Source organism: Halovivax limisalsi (assembly GCF_023093535.1).
GTDB lineage: Archaea > Halobacteriota > Halobacteria > Halobacteriales > Natrialbaceae > Halovivax > Halovivax limisalsi.
Genome location: NZ_CP095757.1, coordinates 2,881,503 through 2,902,828, shown reverse-complemented (window position 1 = coordinate 2,902,828; position 21,326 = coordinate 2,881,503). Strand labels below are relative to the sequence as shown.

Annotated in this window: 17 protein-coding genes; 11 read left to right on the top strand and 6 right to left on the bottom strand. The window is 68.1% G+C overall.

What is annotated here, in order from left to right; all coding sequences use genetic code 11:
* Window positions 1–171: 171 nt before the first annotated feature.
* On the bottom strand, window positions 172–780 hold the full coding sequence (locus MXA07_RS13550) for a TetR/AcrR family transcriptional regulator (protein WP_247729127.1): 609 nt from the start codon (window positions 778–780) through the stop codon (window positions 172–174).
* 466 nt (window positions 781–1,246) lie between these two features.
* On the opposite strand from MXA07_RS13550, the gene MXA07_RS13545 reads away from it, so the two are divergent.
* The gene (locus MXA07_RS13545) at window positions 1,247–4,453 is read left to right on the top strand and encodes an MMPL family transporter (protein WP_247729126.1); all 3,207 of its coding nucleotides are present in this window, start codon (window positions 1,247–1,249) and stop codon (window positions 4,451–4,453) included.
* Window positions 4,454–4,543: 90 nt separating this feature from the next.
* Here the strand turns inward: MXA07_RS13545 and MXA07_RS13540 are convergent, their stop codons facing one another.
* Complete coding sequence (locus tag MXA07_RS13540; protein WP_247729125.1) at window positions 4,544–5,302, bottom strand: hypothetical protein; 759 nt, start codon at window positions 5,300–5,302, stop codon at window positions 4,544–4,546.
* Window positions 5,303–5,480: 178 nt separating this feature from the next.
* On the opposite strand from MXA07_RS13540, the gene MXA07_RS13535 reads away from it, so the two are divergent.
* The 6 genes from MXA07_RS13535 (at window position 5,481) to MXA07_RS13510 (ending at window position 12,665) form a co-directional block, all read left to right on the top strand.
* Window positions 5,481–6,446 (top strand): beta-ribofuranosylaminobenzene 5'-phosphate synthase family protein, encoded by a 966-nt coding sequence (locus MXA07_RS13535; RefSeq protein ID WP_247729124.1) that lies wholly within the window; start codon window positions 5,481–5,483, stop codon window positions 6,444–6,446.
* Window positions 6,447–6,584: 138 nt separating this feature from the next.
* A complete protein-coding gene (locus tag MXA07_RS13530) occupies window positions 6,585–7,421 on the top strand; it encodes an RAD55 family ATPase (RefSeq protein ID WP_247729123.1) in 837 nt (278 codons plus the stop codon).
* A gap of 206 nt (window positions 7,422–7,627) precedes the next feature.
* The gene (locus tag MXA07_RS13525; protein ID WP_247729122.1) at window positions 7,628–8,506 is read left to right on the top strand and encodes a hypothetical protein; all 879 of its coding nucleotides are present in this window, start codon (window positions 7,628–7,630) and stop codon (window positions 8,504–8,506) included.
* Window positions 8,499–9,170, top strand: a complete 672-nt coding sequence (locus MXA07_RS13520) for a DUF8135 domain-containing protein (RefSeq protein ID WP_247729121.1) — start codon at window positions 8,499–8,501, stop codon at window positions 9,168–9,170. Before MXA07_RS13525 ends, MXA07_RS13520 begins: the two co-directional genes overlap by 8 nt.
* Window positions 9,171–9,257: 87 nt before the next feature.
* Entirely contained in the window at window positions 9,258–9,581 is a 324-nt protein-coding gene (locus MXA07_RS13515; protein WP_247729120.1) for a transcription factor S, read from the top strand.
* Window positions 9,582–9,755: 174 nt separating this feature from the next.
* Window positions 9,756–12,665 carry an AAA domain-containing protein gene (locus MXA07_RS13510; protein WP_247729119.1) on the top strand — a complete coding sequence of 970 codons (2,910 nt, stop codon included), beginning with the start codon at window positions 9,756–9,758 and terminating at the stop codon, window positions 12,663–12,665.
* A gap of 39 nt (window positions 12,666–12,704) precedes the next feature.
* Here MXA07_RS13510 and MXA07_RS13505 read toward each other — a convergent pair whose 3' ends face one another.
* From MXA07_RS13505 to MXA07_RS13490, 4 genes are all read right to left on the bottom strand, one after another.
* Window positions 12,705–13,262: a type IV pilin domain-containing protein gene (locus MXA07_RS13505; protein ID WP_247729118.1), complete on the bottom strand. Its 558-nt coding sequence runs from the start codon at window positions 13,260–13,262 to the stop codon at window positions 12,705–12,707.
* Between the two features lie 136 nt (window positions 13,263–13,398).
* On the bottom strand, window positions 13,399–14,373 hold the full coding sequence (locus MXA07_RS13500) for an AIR synthase family protein (protein WP_247729117.1): 975 nt from the start codon (window positions 14,371–14,373) through the stop codon (window positions 13,399–13,401).
* A gap of 114 nt (window positions 14,374–14,487) precedes the next feature.
* Window positions 14,488–14,958, bottom strand: coding sequence for an acyl-CoA thioesterase (locus MXA07_RS13495; RefSeq protein WP_247729116.1), 471 nt, complete (start codon window positions 14,956–14,958; stop codon window positions 14,488–14,490).
* 148 nt (window positions 14,959–15,106) lie between these two features.
* Window positions 15,107–17,986, bottom strand: coding sequence for a DEAD/DEAH box helicase (locus MXA07_RS13490; RefSeq protein WP_247729115.1), 2,880 nt, complete (start codon window positions 17,984–17,986; stop codon window positions 15,107–15,109).
* A 572-nt stretch (window positions 17,987–18,558) separates the two neighbouring features.
* Between MXA07_RS13490 and MXA07_RS13485 the strand changes: the two genes are divergently transcribed.
* From MXA07_RS13485 to MXA07_RS13470, 4 genes are read left to right on the top strand one after another with little or no spacing between them, the layout of a single operon-like run.
* The gene (locus tag MXA07_RS13485; protein ID WP_247729114.1) at window positions 18,559–19,164 is read left to right on the top strand and encodes a DUF2589 domain-containing protein; all 606 of its coding nucleotides are present in this window, start codon (window positions 18,559–18,561) and stop codon (window positions 19,162–19,164) included.
* A gap of 22 nt (window positions 19,165–19,186) precedes the next feature.
* A complete protein-coding gene (locus MXA07_RS13480) occupies window positions 19,187–19,924 on the top strand; it encodes a DUF2589 domain-containing protein (RefSeq protein WP_247729113.1) in 738 nt (245 codons plus the stop codon).
* Window positions 19,917–20,804 (top strand): helix-hairpin-helix domain-containing protein, encoded by an 888-nt coding sequence (locus MXA07_RS13475; RefSeq protein WP_247729112.1) that lies wholly within the window; start codon window positions 19,917–19,919, stop codon window positions 20,802–20,804. The genes MXA07_RS13480 and MXA07_RS13475 overlap by 8 nt, the downstream gene beginning before the upstream one ends.
* 47 nt (window positions 20,805–20,851) lie before the next feature.
* Window positions 20,852–21,178: a hypothetical protein gene (locus MXA07_RS13470; RefSeq protein WP_247729111.1), complete on the top strand. Its 327-nt coding sequence runs from the start codon at window positions 20,852–20,854 to the stop codon at window positions 21,176–21,178.
* Window positions 21,179–21,326: the final 148 nt, after the last annotated feature.

The following is a 21,326-nucleotide window of genomic DNA, read 5'->3' as shown; positions in this document are numbered from 1 at the left end:
TAGCGACGCTCAGGCGGTGGTACGGTACGAGTTTGCCGTCAGCGGTCGGTTCCACGGCCGCAGTGAGCGGGTGCGCTCCGTGATTCGCAGGTTCCCCGCCGAACCGATTTCCTGGAGGATCGGCGGCTATCGTATCACTTCCCCTGGAGCGGCTTCACTCGCCGTGGGTCATCAGTCGTCGGCGAGGAGACACTCGCGGACGTACCGCTCGAACTCGGCGCGAGCATCGGTGAGGACGTCGTCGTCGGTCGTCGCCCGCTGGGTGATCGTGCCGACGAAGACGATCTGGAAGAGCGCCGCCGTCTCGGTGGGTGACACCGTCCGAAAGACGCCCTGTTCGATCCCGGAGCGGATGGTGTGGGCGACGTGTTTGCGGACGAACTGGTCGCTGCGGGTGAAGTAGGCGCGGAAGTCCTCGTCGTGGGCCGCCTGGGACCGGAGTTCGAGAATCGCGCGCACGAAGTCGTCCGTTTCCGCGTCGCACCCGAACGCGAACGTCTGGTCGACGATGTCGTCGATGTACCCGTCGACGCCGCCAGCCTGATAGGTCGGCATCTGTTCTTCGACCTGCGCCAGCATGAATTCCAGAAAGTCGAGCAGGAGTTCGTCCTTGCTGTCGTAGTGATGATAGAGCAGCGATTTACTCTTCGAAAACTCGTCACCGATGCCCTGGATCGTCAGGTCGCTGTAGCCGTGCTCGCAGAGGGCGACGTACGTCGCGCGCATGATGGCCTCTCGAGTATCATCCGGGTCCTCGAGAAACGACGGTGGCCGGCTCATCGTGGATTCGACTCACCCGCCTGGCGCACGCCGACTGGCGCAATCCCTGCTCGCATCCTGTAACGCAGTACGGCCCCGATCCATAAAAATCGATTGAATAATCAGTCACCTTGCCGGTACCTTCGTCGCACGCCTCGCCCGCTGTTCGTGCGGCCGGCAGCAGACGATCGATCCGGACGAAATAGGTGGGACACGCCACTCTGCGGTGCCGTTCGGAACACGGTACTTCGGTATCGGCGTCCCTCGCGGTGTCACACCGGACGGACGAGTCGAACGGACTGGTTGACGTGGTCGGTCCACACCGGTGGCGCGCCGCGCCACGCGTCGCGGTAGGAAGCCCCGCGCCGGTGGTCCGATCGACCGAAGTGAGAAACTTCTTACGTGCTGATTGACTATTCAATCACAAGATGACTGACGAGAGTCGCGTGCGAACCGGAGCGGTGGCCGATGGGGGGTCGGTCGCGATATGAGCTGGGTGGACCGACTTTCGGGGCGGATCGTCGATCACAGCCGGGCCGTAATCGCCGTCATGCTCGTTCTGACGGTCGTGATGGGCGCCGGTGCGGGGATGGTTACCCAGGAGTCCTCGCTCGACGCCTTTCAGAGCGACTCGCCGGAGCAGGCGGTGCTGGAAGAAGCGGGGGAGAACTTCGGGAGCGGGGAGGATAACACCACGTCGGCGCAGGTGATCGTGCGGGGTGACGAGAACGTCCTCTCACAGGACGCGCTCGTCTCGCAACTGGAACTGCAACAGGCGTTCAGAACCGACGAAACGATCAACCGGACGCTCTCGACGGAGCAGCCGACGGTCGGCGTGGCGAATCTCGTGGCGCTCACGGCGATCAGGGGCGAGCAACAACGCGAACTCCGGCAGCAGGCCGCCGAGGTCGAGCGGCTGAACGCGAGTGTTCAGGCGGAATCTGCGGCGCTGGAGCAGCGAGGAGCCGAACTGAACGCGACTTCGGAGTCGCTGCGCAGCGCGCTCGAAACGCTGCAGGCCGATTCGTCCGCGACGCCGCAGACGCAGTTCGAGCGGGCGAATCAGGCCTCGCCGGTCGAGCTAAACGAATCGCACTTCGCCACCTTCGAGCGGGCGGTCGAACTGCTGCGAACTGCCGAGAACGAGTCCCAGGTGTCGCAGGCCTACCAGCTGGGAACCCAGGGCGTGCTCGAAGCCGAGTACGAGGCGCTCTCGGAGCGCCGATCGGCACTCGAGTCTGAGGCTGCTCGACTCGAGGAACTGGGCCAGGAGCTGCGGACCGAGCGCGCAGCGCTGGAAAACGCGTCGACGCCCTCGCTCGGCGAACAGATCGAGGCGATCGAATCGATGAACGCGTCGTCGTACGAACACGCGCTCGGAACCGTCCTGAGCGAGGATTCATCGAGCCGGTTGAACGGATTGGCGTTCGTGCCGACCGACTACGAGATCGGGTCGATGGAGGCAAACGCCACGATGCTGCTCGTCACGCACGAGACCAGCGGCGGCGGTGGTGGCGGCCAGGGTGGCATGACCACGTCGGATGCGATCATCGACGCCCAGCTGGCCATGCAGTCCGTCGCGGACGAGGCGGTGACCGCGGAGGGTCTCGACGTCATGATCTTCGGCGGCGGGATCATGAGCGAGGAAATCAACAACTCGATGGTCGATAGCCTCGCGATCGTCGGCCCGCTCGCGCTGTTGTTCGTCGTCCTCGCACTGATCGTGGCCTACCGCGACGTCCTCGACATCCTCGTGGGCGTGTTCGGCATCGTGGCCGTCCTCGTCTGGACGTTCGGCTTCATGGGCTGGGCGGACATCTCCTTCAACCAGATCTTCATCGCCGTCCCGGTCCTGTTGATCGGGCTCTCGATCGACTACGCGATCCACATCTTCATGCGCCACCGCGAACAGCGCCAGGCGGGTGGCGAATCCGGATCGGGTGACAGCCGCGGATCGATGAAGGTGGCGCTGGCCGGCGTCGGCGTCGCGCTCGTCTGGGTGACGGCGACGACGGTCATCGGCTTCCTCTCGAATTTGACGAGTCCGGTCCCGCCGATTCAGGACTTCGGCGTCGTCAGCGCCGTCGGCATCACGGCGGCGCTGCTCATCTTCGGATTGTTGATCCCGGCGATGAAGGTGGAACTCGACGACTTCTTCGAGCGCCACGGCTACGACCGCCGGAAGCGCGCGTTCGGGACCGGCGGCGGCCGGTTCAGTCAGCTCCTCTCGGTCGGCTCGAAGGCGGCCAGGCGAGCGCCCATCGTCGTCATCGTCCTCGCGCTCCTGTTGAGCGCCGGTGGCGCCTACGGCGCCTCCCAGGTCGATACGACGTTCGACCAGGAGGACTTCATCGCCGAACAGCCGCCGGAGTGGACGGACAACCTGCCGGGACCGCTCCGGCCGGGCGAGTATACGATGAAGGAGAACCTGGCCTTCGTCAACGAGAACTTCGTCCGGGAGGATTCGCAGGCCCAGATCGTCGTCGAAGGGGAGGGCGTCACCGATCCGGCGACGGTAGAACGCCTCGCCGACGCCGAGCGCGCGGCGGCCAACAGTTCGGTCGTGGTCACGCTGTCGAGCGGCGAGGCGGACCTCCGGAGTCCGTTGCGAACGATGCGGGAGGTCGCGGCCCAGAACGAGTCGTTCAACGCGACGCTCGCGGCCGCCGACACCGTGGGGAACGACGGCGTCCCCGACCAGAACGTCGAGCGGGTGTACGACGAACTGTTCGCCGTCGCCCCCGAACAGGCGTCGAACGTCATCCACCGGTCCGCCGACGGCGAGTACACGGACGTGCGGATGGTCATCTCGACCAGCGGGGCGGCGGACATGGGCACCGTCACCGCGGAGATGCGAACCATCGCCGAGGGCATCGAGGGGCCCGGCGTCCGGGCGACGGCCACCGGCCAGACGATCCTGTTCCACATCGTCTCCGACCAGTTGATGGACACGGTCATCGAGAGCCTGCTGGTGACGTTCGTGGCCGTCTTCGCCTTCCTGATGGCCACCTACCGCATTACGGAGGGCAGCGCGACCCTCGGCGCGGTCACCCTGTTGCCGGTCCTCCTGAGCGTCTCGTGGATCCTCGGGACGATGTACCTGCTCGGGATCCCCTTTAACGTGATGACGGGGATGATCACGAGCCTCACCGTCGGGCTCGGCGTGGCCTACAGCATCCACGTCAGCGAGCGCTACAACCTCGAACTCGAGCGGACCGGATCGGTCTGGGAGTCGATGACACGGACGATCACCGGGACCGGCGGCGCCCTGCTCGGCTCGGCGGCGACGACGGTCGGCGGCTTCGGCGTGCTCGCCTTCGCCATCATCCCGCCGCTCCAGCAGTTCGGCATCATCACCGGCATGACGATCATCTACGCCTTCCTGGCGAGCGTGCTCGTCCTGCCGAGCCTGCTGGTCGTCTGGACGCGGTACCTCGGACCGGACATCTCGTTCGACGAGCCGTCGGCCGAGGAATCGACGGCGGGACCGGCGGGCGTGGGCGCCGACGACTCCCCCGCCGGATCCGCGGGTCGGGAGGGGGCGCAACCGGGTGACGCCGCGACCGGCGCTGACGGTGCGGACGGCGTCGGATCCGACGGATCAACGGGTGGATCGGTGGGCGACGGCGACGAGGTCGGACAGCCGACGGTCGACGAGAGCCGTGACAGGTTCTCGCCGGGCGAGGACGACTGACCCGGTCGGTGGTCGTCGCACTCGGCGCGGGTATACTCGGTTTCGGGATCCGAACCGATCGAAATACGGATAGGAGGCGTTCGCTCGTTCTCAGCTGTCCTGCTCGTCGGCGCGGGTCTCGCGGTGGGCCTCGAGGGCTTCGTCGATGGTGAGTTCGCCGGCGGCGACCCGGCGAGCAAGCGACTCGTCGATCGAGCGGTTCGAGTCGCCGGATTCGCGCGAGCGATCCTTGATGCGCTGGAGTTCGCCGGCGGTCGGGTCGATCTCGCGTTCCGTGATCGGTTCGCCCTCGATGCGGGCGATGTTCGCGGCGGCGATCACGTCGCCCATGCCGCGCGCGCCGGTGCCGAGGTACGGCGTCGTCCCGGTCTCGTCGACGAGTTCGACGCGGACGTCGTCCGGGAGGTCGTTGATCAGCGTGCTCCCCTGCAGGCGCGCGCCGTCGCCGATCCGTACGATCGGCTCCGTCGCTTCGTCCAGTTCGCTGAGTATCGTGTCGACGGCGTCGGCGAGGGGCACCTGGAACGCCGCGACGACGACGTCGTCCGCGAGGACGGCGATGCCCGGCCGGCGGCCCGGGTCGACGCCGACGGTCGTCCGCCCGCCCCCGGCTCGCGTCAGCGCGAGCGCGCGATCGACCGCCAGCCGCGGTTCGTCCGGTTCGCCGACCACGACCGGGGCGTCCGCGTCCGCGAACCGAGCCTCGGTCTCGGCGTCGGTGATGACGACGGTCGCGGCCTCGGGGAGGTCGGCGTCGGGTTCGACCGTGGTGAAGGTGGTCTCGCGCTCGCGAAGCTCCGTGACGACCTCGTGATAGAGCTCGAAGTCATCGGTCGCGACGACGATCACGCTCCACGTTGGGCCGCTGGCGGAATAAGTGTGCCTGGCCCGGTCGATGGCGGACCGGTCGCCGGCGAAACCCCATCTGCGTGGCGCTGGGCTTGATCCATCGATCCCGCTGGGGACGTCTGCAGGCGTTGCCCGCGCCGAAATCCCCTTTACACGACCCGCCGTACGTCGATATCCGATGGTGACGGTCAGCGCCGGCGCGCGGCTGCACGTGGGCTTTCAGAACCTCTCCCTGACGCACGAACGCCTCTACGGCGGGATCGGCGTCGGACTCGCAGAGCCCCGCGTTCGCGTCGGGGCGAGTCGCGCCGACGCCGTCTCCGCGCCGGACGAGGTGACCCGACGGTACGCCGAGCGGGCCGTCTCCGTCCTCTCCGTCGCGGGCGTCGACGTGTCCGTGGAGCGACGACTGCCGGCCCACGTCGGCCTCGGCAGCGGGACGCAGCTGGCCCTGGCGATCTACGCGGCCACGGCGCACGCCTACGATCTCGAGCCCCGGGTTCGCGAACACGCGCCCGAGCTGGGCCGAGGCGGTCGAAGCGGGGTCGGCGTGGCCACGTTCGAGGCGGGCGGGTTCGTCGTCGACGGCGGCCACCCCACGTCCCGCTTTACGGCCGAGCCGCCGGCGACCGGCGAGTGGAACGTTCCGCCCGTCGTGGCGAGACACGACCTGCCCGCGGACTGGCGGTTCGTCGTCGCGTTGCCCGCGGCCGAAACCGGCCGGAGCGGCGACGCGGAGGACGACAGCATCCGGCGCGTGGTCGAGAGCGGCGACCCGGCGACGGCCGACGAGATCGCGGGCGTCCTCACGCGGCGGCTGCTCCCGGCGGCGGCGGAGGGCCGGCTCGACGCCTTCGGGGACGCGATCGGTCGAATCGGACGACTGAACGGGAGCTGGTACGCGGAGACGCAGGGCGGCCTCTACCGACCGCCGGCCGGCCGCCTCGTCGACGCGCTCGAATCTGGGTCGGTGCTTTCGGGACTCGGCCAGTCGTCGTGGGGCCCGGCGGTGTACGGGGTGACCGACGAGGCACGCGCCGCGGAGGCGGCGGCCGACGCGCGCCGCGTGCTCGACGAGCTCGGACTCGAGGGATCGGTACTCGTCAGCGAACCGGCCCGGTCGGGTGCGCGCGTCGATTCCTGACGGGCCCGCTGGCTACTCGTTCTGGCCCTCCTGATTGTGTCTCACTGGCCCGTTACCGTCGGCGTCGGCCGACGCCGCTCGCGATAGCGCGACCGGGCTGCCACAACTGGTTTATCGTCGCTCGGGTATGGACACTGCATGGATCGGATCCCCTTCGGCATCTCGCGGCTCGACGCCACGATCGGGGGCGGCGCGCCCGCGGGGAGCGTCGTGTTGCTCACCGGTGACGTGGGGGCCGGGGCCCGGGAGTTCTGCTACACGAGCGCGGCGCTGAACGCGCTCGCGAGGGCGGACCGGACGCAGTTCGAGCTCTACTACGGCGACCTCGAGCCCGCCGCGACCCGCCCCGGCGCCGTCCATTACGTCACGTTTACGGACCAGTCCGACGCGGTGCTCGACGAGATGCGGTTCGCGATGGAGGACGATCTCGTCGACGCTGCGGCGGCCGAGATCGGCGTCGAGGACCTCTCGAAGCACTACTTTCAGCTCACGCCCGTCCCGACGGAGTGGTACTCCGAGACGACGCCGGACATCAGAAAGCTCGGCGAGAACCAGCAGCGACGCGAACTCCTCGAGGTGCTCGGCGAGTTCTTCACCGAACACGCGGCGGGGAACCTCGTGATCGTCGACTCCGTGACCGATCTGCTCGACGCCGCCGGCGGGCGAATCGGCCCGACGAAACTGATCTACATGCTGAAGGGACTCTCGCGAGCCGCCTACCAGTGGGGCGGGCTCGTGCTCCTGCTCGCCAGCACGGCCTCGATCGATCCGACGACGCTGGGCCGGCTCAAGGACGCCGTCGACGGCACGCTGGCCTTCGAGTGGGAGAGCGGCGGCTCAGAGCGGGCGCGGACGCTCGTCGTCGAGGAGTTCCGGGGCGTCCTCTCGCGCATCGAGAGCGAGGATATCGTGCGCTTCGAGACGGAAATCAGGGAGAGCGGCTTCGACATCAGCAACGTCAGGAAGATCAGGTGAGGACCAGGGTCTCACCATCACTCGCTCTCTCGATGGGTCCTCCGTCGTCGGGTCACACCGGACGCCGAACCCCTCGGTTCGACCCTGCGGCGGGGCTTGTCGACCCGGGCGATCCCGCCGGAATCGGATCCGCGGCCGCGACGCGGTCGATACGAACGCTGAGTTGGGAACAACGGTTAAGGAGAAACCGCCACAAGGTAGGCTCGATGGCGAGCGAGCCCTGCGAGGACGGGACGGTCGCGGAGTCGTTGCCCCCCGAGGTCACTCGGTGGGTCAACGAGCAAGCCGACCGTCACGGGGAGCCTCCCGAGACGACCTGTCGGCGACTGATTCAGGCGGCACACGTCTTCGCGAGGGACGACGTCGACGCCGAACTGGCGACGGCGAGCGATCTCGAGGCGCTCGAATCCAGACTCGAGGCCCAGCGCGAGGAGTTCGTCGATCACGTCGAGGACGTCCGCGAGCGCGTCCTCCAGGTCAAGCGCGAGGCCGACGCGAACGCGCCGGCCGACCACGACCACGAGGCCTATGCCGAGCGCGACGCGATCGCGGCGCTGGAATCGTCGCTCGCGTCGATCGAGGCCGAGCTCGAGGCCCTGGAGTCGCGAACGGACGAGGGGTTCGAGAACTTCGAATCGGTGTTCGAACACGTCGTCGACGAGACGGAGACGCTGACCGAGCAGTCCGCGACGCTCGCGCGCGCGATCCTCGAACTCCGCGACTGGCGGGCGACGGTCGTCGCCCGGGAACGGCGGCGCAACGCGACCGAACGCCTCAAGCGAACGGCCAATCGCCACGGGATCGGGAACGCCGACTGCGAGGCGTGTGGCGCGAGCCTCGAGATCGCGCTGCTCACCCGCCCGACCTGTCCGCACTGCGAAGCCGCGTTCGTCGACGTCGAGCCCCGAAGCTCGATCTTCGGCTCGCACTCGCTTTCGGTCGGGGAACACCCCCAGCTTCCCGGCGACGACGAACCGAGCGAACCGGACAGCGCACTCCTCGACGCGGCCACCCCGGACGAAACCGAGTCGGAGCCCGTCCTCGGCGAGACCGACGGCGAATCCGGGGTGAGCGACGATGCCTGAAGACGCCTCCGATCGCGAGGTCGGGACCGACGCGGACGAACCGGAGGCGTCGGTCGACACCGACGAAGCCGCCGACGCGGACGACGGAGACGTGATGGGACGGGATGGCGAGGGTGCGGGCGACGGAGCAGAGGCGGACGATGGAGCGGCTTCGGTCACCGGCGACGACGGTATCGACGGTGGCGACGCGTTCGTCTTCGACCCCGCATCCGACGAGACGCCGTCCGCTCGTCCACCCGACGAGGATGCGTCGGCGGATACACCGGCCGGGGACGCCGACGCCGCGCCGTTTTCCGGGCTGGCGGAACGCGTCAGGGCTAGCGCTCGAGCACCGACCGAGGGCGACGCGGACGACGAGGCGGCCCCGGATTCGGACGCGACGGCGCTGTTCGATCGCGAATCCGTGACCGAACTCGACGCCGAGCGCCTCTGGGAGCGCCTCGAACGCGATGACAGTGCGCCGACGAGCGACGTCCAGGAGCGAACGATTCGCCAGATTTCGAAGCGGGCCTACTGCGAGGGCTGCGAACACTTCAGCGACCCGCCCGAGGTCGCGTGTTCCCACGAGGGGACGACGATCCTCGAACTCACGGACCTCGAGACGTTCACCGTCGCCAACTGTCCGGTCGTCCGCGAAGAAGAGGCGATCGAGGACGCGACGTAGGTGCCGTTCCGGGACCCGGGCCGCTGGTACCTCCTCGATGCGCGACGCGACGGGACGTTTTTGCCCGTCGCCTCCGTATCGGCGCGCATGCAGTTCTGTGGGGAGTGCGGCTCGATGATGAAGGCCGACGGCGACCGGATGGTGTGTTCGAACTGCGGGGAAACGACCGAGCGCGATCGCGACCGGGAGGCCGCCTTCGTCACGACGGAGTCCCAGTCGACCGACGACGTGATCGAGTCCGACGAGTCGGCCAACTTCGAGGGGAAACCGATCGCGACCGACGTCCGTTGTGACGACTGCGGCACCGAGGAAGCGTGGTACACGATCAAGCAGACGGGCTCGGCGGACGAACCGCCGACGCGATTCTTCAAGTGCACCGAGTGTGGCTATCGCTGGCGCGAGTACAACTGAGACGAGTGTGGATCGAACCGGAACTGGCGGGACGCGGGACGAACTGATCCGGTACGAGGTGAACCGGTCCGCCCCGATCACGAACCCCTGGTACGATAACCGCGATCCGCTCTCGGTATCGGAAACGGAAACGGGACCGACAGCGTTTTTCCGGTTCCGGCGGAGGTACTCCCCGTGAAGTTACGCGGGCGGGTCACCGGCGACGTGTCGACGCGAACCGTCTCGACGAGCGGGGGAAAGCGGGAACTGGCGGAGGTGACGCTGCGGGATGTGACGATCGATCGGTCGGCCGACGACGCTGCATCGGCGGCGGAACTAGGGCAGTTCGACGACGGGGACGCCGAGCCCGTGACGACGGTGACGCTGTGGGGCAAGTGGACGGAGACGGCGTCGCTGCTCGAATCGGGGATGGAACTCGTCGTCACGGAGCCGGCGGTGGAGGAGTATCGCGGCGAGATCCAGTACTCGACGACGGGCGAGTCGTACGTCGTCGTCGAACCCGACTACCTCGTCGACGTGACCGACGTCCGCTCGTGGGTCGAGTGCCCGCGGCTGTACTACCTCAACAAGCTCTCCGGCGTGCCGCTGAACTATCCCGTCCTCAAGGGGACCCTCGTCCACGAGGTCTTCGGCGACCTGCTCCGCGGTCGCGACCTCGAGGAGTCGATCGACGCCCGGATCGAAGAGCGGGCGCTCGAACTCGGCCTGCTCGGCGAGGACGCCGAGTCGGTGGCCGAAGACGTTCGGGAGAACGCCGCCGCGATCGAGGGCTGGCTCGCGCAGGGCCGGTTGAGCGACGACGACGAGTGGCGCTCCGAGCAGTTGCTCATCAGCGAGACGTTCGGGTTGAAGGGGCGGGCCGACGCCATCCGCCGGGGCGCGCCGGTCGAACTCAAGACGGGCAAGAACCTGAAGAAGGAACCCCGGTTCAAGGACAAAGTCCAGGCCGCGCTCTACGCGCTCGTCCTCGAAGAACACGGCGGCTCCGTCGACACCGCGACGCTGCTCTACACCAAGAACTCCGCGCTCGATCGCAACGAGGAGACGGGCGATCTGACGCCCGCGAAGGACTTCTCGGTCGGGCGCGGCCTGCTCGCGTACGTCCTCCGCCTGCGGAACGAACTCGCCGCGATGGCGGTCGCGGGGACGACCCCGACGGGGTACGAGGCCGACGCGAAGTGCGAGTACTGCTTCGAGCGCGACACCTGCATGGTGGTCTCCGGGCGGCTCGACCAGGAGTCGAAAGCCGGCCAGATCGGCGAGGCGCTCCCGCCGGAAGAGCGGGCGTTCTTCGAGCGATTCTACCGGGGGATCGAGGCCGAGCGACGCGAGGTCCACCGCGAGTACGTCAAGCTCTTCGAGCAGTCGGCCGACGAACGCGCGGACGACGATCGAGCGATCATCGACCTGACGTTCGCCGGCGCGACCGAACTCGAGGGCGGTCGCTGGGAGTTGCGCGCCGAGCGCGGCGCGGTCGACTCGACGAAGATCCGCGAGGGGGACCTGGTGCTCGCGAGCGACGGCGATCCCGTCGGCGGCAGCGCCGAACTCGCCCGGATCGAGCGCCTCGACGCGGACGAACTCGTCCTCACCGCCGACGAGCGCGTCCCCGTCGAGCGCGTCGACGTCTACCCCAGCGAACTCACGACCGACCGCCTGCTCACCGCGTTGCACGACGTCCTCCTGACGAGCGACGAGCGCCGCAAGGACGTCCTCTTCGGCCGGGCCGACCCCGAATTCGACGATCCGGACGAGACGTTCGTCGACAACAACGCGGCCCAGGACGAGGCGGTCGGACTCGCCGTCGGCGCGCGCGATTACGCGCTGATCCACGGGCCCCCGGGGACCGGCAAGACCTACACGATCGCGAAGACGGTCGAGGCGCTCCTCGATCGCGGCGAGCGCGTCCTGCTGTCGGCCTTTACCAATCGCGCCGTCGACAACGCGCTGGAGGCGCTGCTCGACGCGGGCATCGACCCGGACCGGATCGCCCGCATGGGGACCGAACGCGGCGTCCGAGAAGATATGCGCGACCTGCGATTCGAACGCGAGGGATCGCCGGCCGAGCGCGTCGCCGCGCTGAACGACTCCGACGTGGTCGCGGTGACGACGGCCACCTGCGGCTCGCGGGTCATGAAAGAGCAGTCGTTCGACGTCGCGCTCGTCGACGAGGCCGCCCAGCTGACCGAACCAGGCACCTACGCGGCGATCCACCTCGCGTCCCGGTTCGTCCTCGTCGGCGACCACCAGCAGTTGCCGCCGGTCGTCCAGGCCGAGACGTTGCCGGCGCCCCTCTCACAGGACGAGTCAGGAGAAGCCGGGTCATCGGCTGGGGACCCGGTCGCTTCCGGTGGCGATCAGGTCGTCTCGGACGGCGCCGGCGAGTCCATCGAGGGGACCCCGTCCGGCGACTCAGTCGAGGCGGCCCCGTCCGCTGGCACCGTCGACGCCGATGACGGGGCGAATCCGCTCACGGTCTCGCTGTTCGAGCGCCTGGCCGACGCGACACCGGAGGCGGGCGTTCTCCTCGACCGCCAGTACCGGATGAATCAGCGCATCCAGGCGTTTTCCTCCACCGAGTTCTACGACGGCGCGCTTCGACCCGCGACGCCGGCGGTCGCCGGCCGCACGGTCGACGACCTCGACGGCGTCTCGCGAGAGCGGCTGCCGGCGGACCTCGTCGATCCCGTCACCTTCCTGCACGTCGACGGCGACGCCGCAACCTACACGGACGCGATCGAGGCCGATCGAATCGCGTCGGTTGTCGACGCGTACGCGTCGGCGGGGCTCGACCCGGCCGACATCGGCGTCATCGCACCCTATCGCGCCCAGGTCGGGGAGATCGAGCGCGCCGTGCCGTCGGCGGTCGCCGTCGACACCGTCGATCGGTTCCAGGGATCGAGCCAGGAGGTGATCGTCGTCTCGTTCGTCGCCAGCGACGACCTCTCCGGGCCGATCTTCGAGGATTATCGCCGGCTCAACGTCGCGATCACGCGCCCGAAGCGGGCGCTCGTCCTGGTGGGCGACGAGGCCGCCCTCGAAACCGATCCGGTCTACCGACGGTTGCTCGAGTGGGCGGCGTAAGCAGTGAAACGGGGTGCGTTCGGCCCGTTCGCGACGCTTTCAGTCGACGTAGGTCGAGGCCAGTTCGCTCGACGCGTACGACCCCTGCCAGACGAGCTTCGCTTCCGTCAGCTGGTCGTACTCGACGTCGACGAGTTCGGCGACGACGACGCCGCGCTCGAGGGGCTCGCCGTCCGGGGCGAACGCGATGACGGCGGTGCCGTTCGCCGCGGTCCCGTTGACCCGTCCGTCGACGACGACGGCTCCCCTGACGAGGCCGACGGTGAGCGTACTGCCGTTGCGGACGGGCCCCCACGCTGAGAGCGTGGCGTTCGCCGCGAAGCGACCGGTGCCGTCGAGTTCGAGCCGGAGCTCGCTTCCGGAGACGACCGCGCCGCCCGCGTGGGCGAGTTCGAGCCGTTTGTCGGCGCCCGACCCGGATTGGGACCACTCGAACGTTGCGTCGGGCCCCGGCTCCTCCGCGATCGCGCCGACCATGACGCCGACGGAGACGGCCAGCACCAGAATCAGGACGATGGCGATCGCGAACCCGAGCGCCGGCGAAACCCCGCGCTCGTCGAGCCGGCTGGCACCCGCGAACGTCGTGTCTGAAGCCATGTCGGAAGCGTCCGGGCGGTCGCTGTCTGTCGGTCGGCGTATCCGAGGCAGCACATGGAGAAGTACGTTCGCTCCGTTTCGAGCCGTGAGTCGTCGATGTCGGCGCGGGCGGTGGCCGGGCCGCTATCGGCTGGCGTCAGGCGTCGGCCGCCTCCCAGAGCGGGTAGAGGTCGTCGGTCGGGACCGCCGTCAGCCGCTCGCCGTCGAGGTCGACGGCGCCGTCTCCGTTGTCGGTGACGACGCCGATCTCGGCGGCGTCGATCCCGGCTGCCGCGAGGGCGTCGAGGCGACCGTCGACGGCCGCCGGCGGGACGGTCGCGAGGAGGGCGCCGGAGCCGAAGATCCGCAGCGGATCGACGCCCGCCGCCCGGCAGAGCGCCGCCGTCTCGGCCCTGATCGGGATGACCTCACGATCGACGTCGACGTCGACGCTCGACGCCCGGGCGAGTTCGACGAGCCCCGCCGCCACGCCGCCCTCGGTCGGATCGTGCATGGCCGACGCCGACTCGCGCAGGATCTCGGCGGCCGGAGCGACCGAGAGTTCGTCGAAGAACGACAGCGCCGACTCGACGGTGTCGTCCGGAACCGAGTATGCCTCTGCGAAGTCGCTCGCGAGGATGGCGGTTCCCTCCAGGCCGGCGGGCCCGGCGAGGACGATCCGGTCGCCGGGCGTCGCGCCGCCGGTCGGCACGAAGCGATCCGCGAATCCCATCGCGGTCACCGAGAGGATCGGTCGCTCCAGCGCGTCGACGTACTCGGTGTGCCCGCCGACGATCGTCACGCCGTGCTCGCGAGCGGCCGCGTCGAGGTCGGCCGTGACCGTCTCGAGCGCGTCCTCGTCGTCGGTGGGGAGGAGACAGACGACGGTCAGCCACCGCGGGTCGGCGCCGGCGGCCGCGACGTCGTTACACGCCACGACGACGCCCAGGCGGCCGACTTCGCTCGCGGCGAGCGAGATGGGATCGGCGCTCACGACCAGCGTTCCGGCCGGTACGTCGATGGCGGCCGCGTCCTCGCCGAGCGCGGGGCCCTGTCGGACGCGATCGTCGCCGCTCCCCGTTCGCTCGAACACGTGTCTGGTCAACTCCGCGGGTCCGACCTTGCCGGGCATACCCGGGCCTGCGTGGACGCCGCCTTTGAACGTATCGCTCGGACGTCGACAGTTCCGCCCGCCGGACCGGTTCGCCCGTCGATCCGCCGGCCGCGCCGGTAATTGGCGTCTCCGTCACTCGCGTCCCTGAAAGTCGCGGACGGCGTCCCGGAACGAGGCGGGGACCCGTCGCGGTTCTGTCGTTGCCTTGTCGACGACGACCTGGGTCGCGGTCCCCTCGGCGAGGCGCCGCCCGTCGGCTTCGCGACACACCCGGTAGTCGAACGTGATCGAGGTCTCGCCGATCCGCCGAACTCGCACCTCGTTCTCCAGGACGTCTTCGAAGCGAGCCGAGTCGCTGTAGGCGAGGTCGGTCGCGACGATGCGTGTCGTCCAGTCCGCCTCGTCGACGAACGCCCCGCCGAAGCCGATCGCCCGCCGGTACGACGCGATCGCTTCGTCCTGGTAGGTGAAGTAGGTACCGTAGAAGACGATCCCCTGCCGATCGGTCTCCTGGAGCCGGACGCGGTTCTCGAAGACGGTCCGGAACGCGTCGTCGCGTCCGTCGTACGCCGTCGACCCCGAATCGTGATCCTCGTCGCTCATACCCTCGATCGGTCGAGCAGGCCGAAGTGGCTGTTGGGTCCTGCCGGTTGCTCGTCGCGAGTCGAGTGCTGGGCGGTGCGGGTTGCTCCCGGTGGAGCCGGGACCTGATTCCGCACCGGCGGAGCCTACGAGCGCCCCGTCGACGCCGTCAGTCGTTCGTCGCGACGCCGCGGGGCGGATCGTCGTCGATTTCGGCGACGACGCGGTCGTGAAAGGACTGCAGGGCGGCGCTCTCGTCCTCGGCGAGGACGACGTCGCTCGCCGAGAGCGTCGCCAGGCCGAACGCGCGCGGCGACGGCGAGTCGAGCAGCGATCGCTCGACGGCGAGGTCGCCGGCGTCGATCCGATCGACGATCGACTCGATCACGTCCACGGCGAGTTTGTCCTCGAGGATCTCTCGGTAGGTCTCCTCGACGACGGCGAACTCGTCGAGGTCCTCCGCGAAGCCGAGTAACATCTCGCTGGAGACCTGCTGTTCGCTCGCGGACTTCTCGTAGCCCTTGTAGCGCTTGAGGATCATCAGCGAGCGCGTGGCGTTGATCCGGAAGTACCGCTGGAGGAGGTCCGTCCCCGAGAGCGCGTCCCGGAGGTCCTCGCGGACGGCGGCCGGATCCAGCCCCTCGAGGATGCCGGGGACGTCGACCTTGCGGTTGAGCGGCATCGAGAGGACGAAGCCGTTGTCCGCGACGGCGACGCGGACGTTCGCGGTGGCCGCCTGCGAACAGTGGTACGCCAGCAGCCGCGAGAGGCCGTCGTTGACCCGGCGGCCGTAGTTCGAGTGGACGTAGTAGTGGCGTTCGTACTCGTCGCGGTCGCGTTCGACCTCGATCGCGAGTCGGTCGGGCGTCGAGACGCTCTCGGGACCCGCGTACTTGAACTGGTGGTCGAAGAGCCGGGCCAGCGCTCGCGCGCTGTCGTCGTCCATCGGGAAGTCCCGCAGCCAGGCGCGCACGCGGGCGGCCCCGCCGTCCGCGTAGTGATCCAGAAGCTGCGCCTGGAAGTCGAGGATCTCCCGGCCGAGATCGGTCGAGAGGGGCAGCCGTTCGGAGTACCACGAGGGGACGGTCGGTCTGGCGCGCGTAGGGTCGACGTAGACCTTCGAGCCCCGGCGATAGCGGTACTCGTAGTGGTTGCCGCCGAGGACGAAGACGTCGCCCTTCTCCAGGGTATCGAGGTAGTCCTCGTCGAGCTGGCCGACCCACTCGTCGCCGGCGCGGGTGTGGACGTTGCAGGTGAACGAATCGGGGATCGTCCCGATGTTCGTCATGTAGATGACGCGGGCGAGGCGGCCGCGCTTGCCGATCAGCGTCTCGCCGACGGGGAAGTCGGCGTAGTGGTGCTCGCCCTCGGGCGGGTCGTTCTCGTCGCGCCAGATCTTGGCGTAGACGTTGCGATCCTCCAGGCCCGTGTAGGCGGCCGTGAGGTAGCGGAGCAGCCGCTCGTAGCGTTCGTCGTCGTACGCGCGGAACGGATGGGCCCGCCGGAGGATGGCTTTCACCTCGCGTTCGGGCCTGATCTCGGCGATCGCCATGCCGTAGACGTGCTGGGCGGCGACGTCGTGGGCGTTCTCGGGGATCGATACCGAGTCGACGAAGCCCTCCTCGGCCTTCGCGAGCATGACCGCGCACTCGACGAGTTCGTCCCGGTCGAGCGCCATCACGCGCCCGGTGACGGTCTGGCCGACGCGGTGGCCGGCTCGCCCGACGCGCTGGAGGAGCGCTGCGACGCTCTTCGGCGAGCCGACCTGGACGACCAGGTCGACGTGGGGCATGTCGATGCCGAGTTCGAGCGACGTCGACGAGGTGACGATGTCGAGCTCGCCGGACTTGAGCTTCGACTCGACGTCCTGTCGGACAGCCTTCGAGAGGCTGCCGTGGTGACAGGCCGAGTTCGACTCGTCGTAGCCGGCGGAGACGTTCCGGCCTGCCTCGCCGTCCGCGCCGCCTCCACCGTCCCCGCTGGCTTCGCGGCCGGCGGCGTCTGCACCATCCGCGCCGCCTCCGTCCCCGGGGAACCGCTCGCGTAACTCGTGGAGGACGCGTTCGGCGCCCGAGCGCGTGTTGGTGAAGACGAGCGTGTTGGTGTGTTCCTCGATCAACTCGTGGAGGCGCTCGTAGAAGCGCGTCTGGACGACGTCCCGGGGTGCGTTGATGAGGTCGTCCGTCGGACACTCGAGCCGCAGGTCGAAGTCGCGCGCGAAGCGGGCGTCGACGATCTCGTAGTCGCGCGGCTCGGCGGGAAGCGACTCATCGGTCGCGTCGGTCGCCAGCTCGCGGCCGACGAGAAACTCGGCGACGCCTTCGAGCGGGTCGATCGTCGCCGAACAGCCGATGCGGGTCACGTCGCCGCCGGTCATCGTCTCGAGTCGCTCCAGACTCACCGAGAGGTGGGTCCCGCGTTTCCCCTCGGCGAGGGAGTGAATCTCGTCGACGACGACGTACTCGACGGTCCGGAGCTTCTCGCGGAACTTCGGGGAGTTGAGCAGGATGGCGAGCGTCTCGGGCGTCGTGTTGAGGATGTGCGGCGTCTCCTCGAGCATCGCCTGGCGCTCGGAGGAGGGCGTGTCGCCGTGGCGGATGGCGTGGCGGATCTCGCCCACGTCGTCGCCGCGCTCGTCGATGATCGACTCGATCCCCTCGAGCGGCACGGTGAGGTTGCGGTGGATGTCGTTGGCCAGCGACTTCAGCGGGGAGACGTACAGGCAGTAGACCGAATTATCGAGGCCCTCGGCTCGCTCGCGATCGCGCCGAAAGAGCTCGTCGATGATCGCGCTGAACGAGGCGAGCGTCTTTCCCGAGCCCGTCGGCGCACAGACCAGCGTGTTCGTCCCCTCGTGGATCTTGGGGATGGCGCCTCGCTGCGGGGGTGTAAAGAAGCCGCCGTTCTCGGGGACGAATTCGCCGAATTCGCGGACCCACCATTCCTGCACCGCGGGCTCGAACAGTTCGAGCACGTCGCGGTCGACGGGGTCCACGTCGGAATCGATCGACGGGCGCGCGTCGCGGTCGACCGACTCGGATTCCTCCATCGAGGTCTTCTGGGTCGCCAGCAACAAAGAGGGTTGGGTCAGCGCGGTGAAAGTGAATAAGTGCGGGTAACCGCGCCGGCGAAGCTGCGACGATCCCCCCACGGCGCCCGCCGAACGAACCGTTGTAGTTCCCATTGAGCGGTCCCGACGTCCCCTCGACCGTCTCGTACGTCGCCGAGTCCGGTCGCCGCTCGTCCGGTGTAAAGTCGCCGCTCGCCCACGATGTTTCCCAGCCGCCCCAGAGAGTCCCGGCCGCCCCCGGAATCGGGGGGGTGGTCGCAGGCGGGGTCTCGTGGGCGGTCGTAGAAGCGCGGGCCGCGACCGGTGGCGCCGATTGACGACATCGGTCGTCAGTTGAGGTTTCGGTACCGTTCTCGAATCCGCGCGGCCGATTCCGGCGGCATCCACTCGAACAAATCGAAAGTTACGAATCAATATCTACTAATAATTCTTTTCATCGGTTTCCATCCTAGGTAACTATGTATGTGTGCGATTCTAACCAATTTTATTAAAAGTAATAACTGGACGAGTATATTTATCGGTGATGGGTACACATACCAACTTGGGACAGTATGCCAAGACCAGACTTCCCGAAGGAACTCGGGAATATTCCGTACAGCAAGATCCTCGGCGCGCCACTGAACGCGGCGGTCGAGGCGAACGCGGAGGCCTCCGAGACGGCCGCGCAGTTCATTCAGGATGTCGCGTTCAAAGAGAGCGAGGGGTTCGATACCTTCGGCGCCCAGCGGGAGCCGGTGTACGTCAACTTCCACTACCGGAAGGATGCGACGAACGCGGAGGGGGAGGTCGAGACCCAGGAATTCCAGATGAAGATTCCGCTGTTGCTGTTGCTCCACGTGCCGTACTTCGAAGTGAACAACGTCACCGTCGACTTCAACGTCTCGCTCAACTCAGTTCACGCGAAGCGAGTCGAGACCGAGGGCGGCGGTGGCGGGAGCGTCGGCGGCCTGCTCGGCGGCATCATCGGGTTCAACGTCGGCGGCAGCTACCAGCGGACCGAGAAGCGCCAGCAGAAGATCGAACGCAAGTACGATCAGTCGGTCCACATCGAGGCGGGCTCGATCGAGGCCCCGACAGGTGTAACTCGATTACTGGACGTGCTCGAGCAGACGATCACCGAAACGTCGGAGGAAGAGGCGTCGGGCGGCGGCGAATGATGCGTTTCGGATGTGAGAACTGGTGACGAAACAACTCGAGGATCTCCCGCTGTCGGCGCTGTTCTCGGGGCCGCTGATCGCGGCGATCGACGCGAACGTCGCCGCCCAGACCGAGACGGTCGAGCTTCTCCGGGAGTACGGCTACGACGAGGACGGCAATCTCGTCACGGTGAGCTTCGGGTACACGACGACCGAACCGGATCCAGAGACCGGCGAGTCGCGTCGGGTCGCCAGGGAGCTGGAAATCCCCCTCCTGCTCTTTCTGTCCGTCCCGAACCTCGTCATCCACGAGATCGAAGAGGAGTTTTCCGCGAAGATCACGACCGTCGAGGAGCCGGATGACGACGAAGCCGACCAGGCGTCGCTCGCGACCGCCAGCAAGCCACGGTACCCGATCCGCCCACTCAACCCCACCCGTCTCAAAGTCACGCCATCGACACGTGAGACGGCCGTCGACCGGACCAGCCGATCGAGCTACGACCTGAACGTCCGGATGGTCGCGGAGGTGACGAACCAGTCGGCGGGGATGGACCGCCTCGAACGCGTCGCGTCGACGATGACGAACGACCGGATCGACGAGGAACGGACCGAACGTCTCAACGCGGAGCAGCGAACCGAATCCGACGGCGGTCGACCGACGGCTCCGTCGCGAGGGCTCGGACGGACGGACCGCGCGTTCGAGGCGACGCCGAACCCGTCCGACGAGATGGTTGAACCGCCGACCGAGGACGGAGACGGAGAGGAACGAGACGATGACTGAACTCCGAACCTTCCTGGAGGCTCTCTACGAGTCGTTCTCCGAAGCGGAGGTCCAGGCGGTCGAGCACGGTCGGGCACGGTATCTGGAACTCGTCGAACGGGGCGCGATTCCGCCGGACGGCTCCGTCCCCGTCTACCACGCCTCCGACGTCTCCGTCTCGCTGGACGTTGGCCTCGAGGCCGAACCGACCGAAGACGGGGTCGAACTCTACGTTACCGAGTCCGACTCGGATGACGAAACCGGCCTGTCTCTCTCGGTCGAACTGTTCGACCTGGTCGACGCCGACGACTTTCCGGACCTCGAGTACGAGGAGATCGTCGACGGGCCGTTCCCCGGTCGACCCGGCGGAGGTGACGGGCTGCCCGAAAGCCAGTCGGTCGACGCGGTCCGGGGGATCGGACCGCAGTTCTCGGCTGATCTCGAAGCCGCGGGTATCGAGTCGATCGCCGACCTCGTGGCTCACTCGCCCGAGCAACTCGCGGAGGTCGTGAGCGCGGAGGGGGCGGTCGTCTCGGCGGATCGGACCCGCGACTGGATCGAACAAGCCCGCGGCATGATCACCGTCCTCTCCGGCGGGGCGCAGCCCGTCGAGTTCGTCGACGACATCGGCCCGACGTTCGGCAGCAGACTACGGGAACACGGCGTGGAGACGCTCTCGGACCTCGTCGAGCGCTCGCCGGACGAACTCGCGGAGCTGGTCAGCACCGGGTCGCGCGGCGTCTCGACCGAGCGGGCGGCCGAGTGGCTGGACGAGGCGGACAGCTTACTCGCCGAACTGGAATCCGCGGGCGAATCGACCGACGGGACCCGACCGACGGATGAACCGACGCGAGAGTCCAACGACACCGACGAGACCGACACCTCGGGCGATGACCGATGAGACGACCGTGGACCGCCAACGATGAGACGACCCACGATTCACGATAGATGACACCGAACCTCGACACCTACTTCGAACGCTTGACGATGCAGGATCGCGCGGAATTAGAGACCAGACTCGAGCGCTATCGCGACCAGCTCGAGGCCCAGGGCTACGAGGCGACCGTCGCGGCCGGCGAGAACGGCTTCTTCGCGGGCGTCCTCGTCATCGACGACGACGGCGGCCGCTTCGGCTTTCTCGAACCCGACGGCAGCGTGAGCTGGATCGGCGACGAGAACGGCGGGATCGGCGCGCTGGGGACCGCCATCGCCCAGAAACCGACTGAGGAACTGACGCCCGATGGCGACGGTCTGGAGGGCGTCGACGTCGAGTGACGGGCGCTGACCGACGGCCGTAACGAGCGGACGGTCGATCGTCGCCCGTCTCGAGCGGACGGTTCACATGCCGGTCGGAGCCACCGGTGACAGACGGCCGACGGACCGTCGATCGGACGTGGGGCGGCGAGTGAGGCGTCCGTCCGAC

Coding starts and splice junctions, on each gene's coding strand:
- MXA07_RS13550 (WP_247729127.1), bottom strand. CDS start 780: ATGAGCCGGCCACCGTCGTTTCTCGAGGACCCGGATGATACTCGAGAG.
- MXA07_RS13545 (WP_247729126.1), top strand. CDS start 1,247: ATGAGCTGGGTGGACCGACTTTCGGGGCGGATCGTCGATCACAGCCGG.
- MXA07_RS13535 (WP_247729124.1), top strand. CDS start 5,481: ATGGTGACGGTCAGCGCCGGCGCGCGGCTGCACGTGGGCTTTCAGAAC.
- MXA07_RS13530 (WP_247729123.1), top strand. CDS start 6,585: ATGGATCGGATCCCCTTCGGCATCTCGCGGCTCGACGCCACGATCGGG.
- MXA07_RS13525 (WP_247729122.1), top strand. CDS start 7,628: ATGGCGAGCGAGCCCTGCGAGGACGGGACGGTCGCGGAGTCGTTGCCC.
- MXA07_RS13520 (WP_247729121.1), top strand. CDS start 8,499: ATGCCTGAAGACGCCTCCGATCGCGAGGTCGGGACCGACGCGGACGAA.
- MXA07_RS13515 (WP_247729120.1), top strand. CDS start 9,258: ATGCAGTTCTGTGGGGAGTGCGGCTCGATGATGAAGGCCGACGGCGAC.
- MXA07_RS13505 (WP_247729118.1), bottom strand. CDS start 13,262: ATGGCTTCAGACACGACGTTCGCGGGTGCCAGCCGGCTCGACGAGCGC.
- MXA07_RS13500 (WP_247729117.1), bottom strand. CDS start 14,373: ATGCCCGGCAAGGTCGGACCCGCGGAGTTGACCAGACACGTGTTCGAG.
- MXA07_RS13495 (WP_247729116.1), bottom strand. CDS start 14,958: ATGAGCGACGAGGATCACGATTCGGGGTCGACGGCGTACGACGGACGC.
- MXA07_RS13490 (WP_247729115.1), bottom strand. CDS start 17,986: ATGGAGGAATCCGAGTCGGTCGACCGCGACGCGCGCCCGTCGATCGAT.
- MXA07_RS13485 (WP_247729114.1), top strand. CDS start 18,559: ATGCCAAGACCAGACTTCCCGAAGGAACTCGGGAATATTCCGTACAGC.
- MXA07_RS13475 (WP_247729112.1), top strand. CDS start 19,917: ATGACTGAACTCCGAACCTTCCTGGAGGCTCTCTACGAGTCGTTCTCC.
- MXA07_RS13470 (WP_247729111.1), top strand. CDS start 20,852: ATGACACCGAACCTCGACACCTACTTCGAACGCTTGACGATGCAGGAT.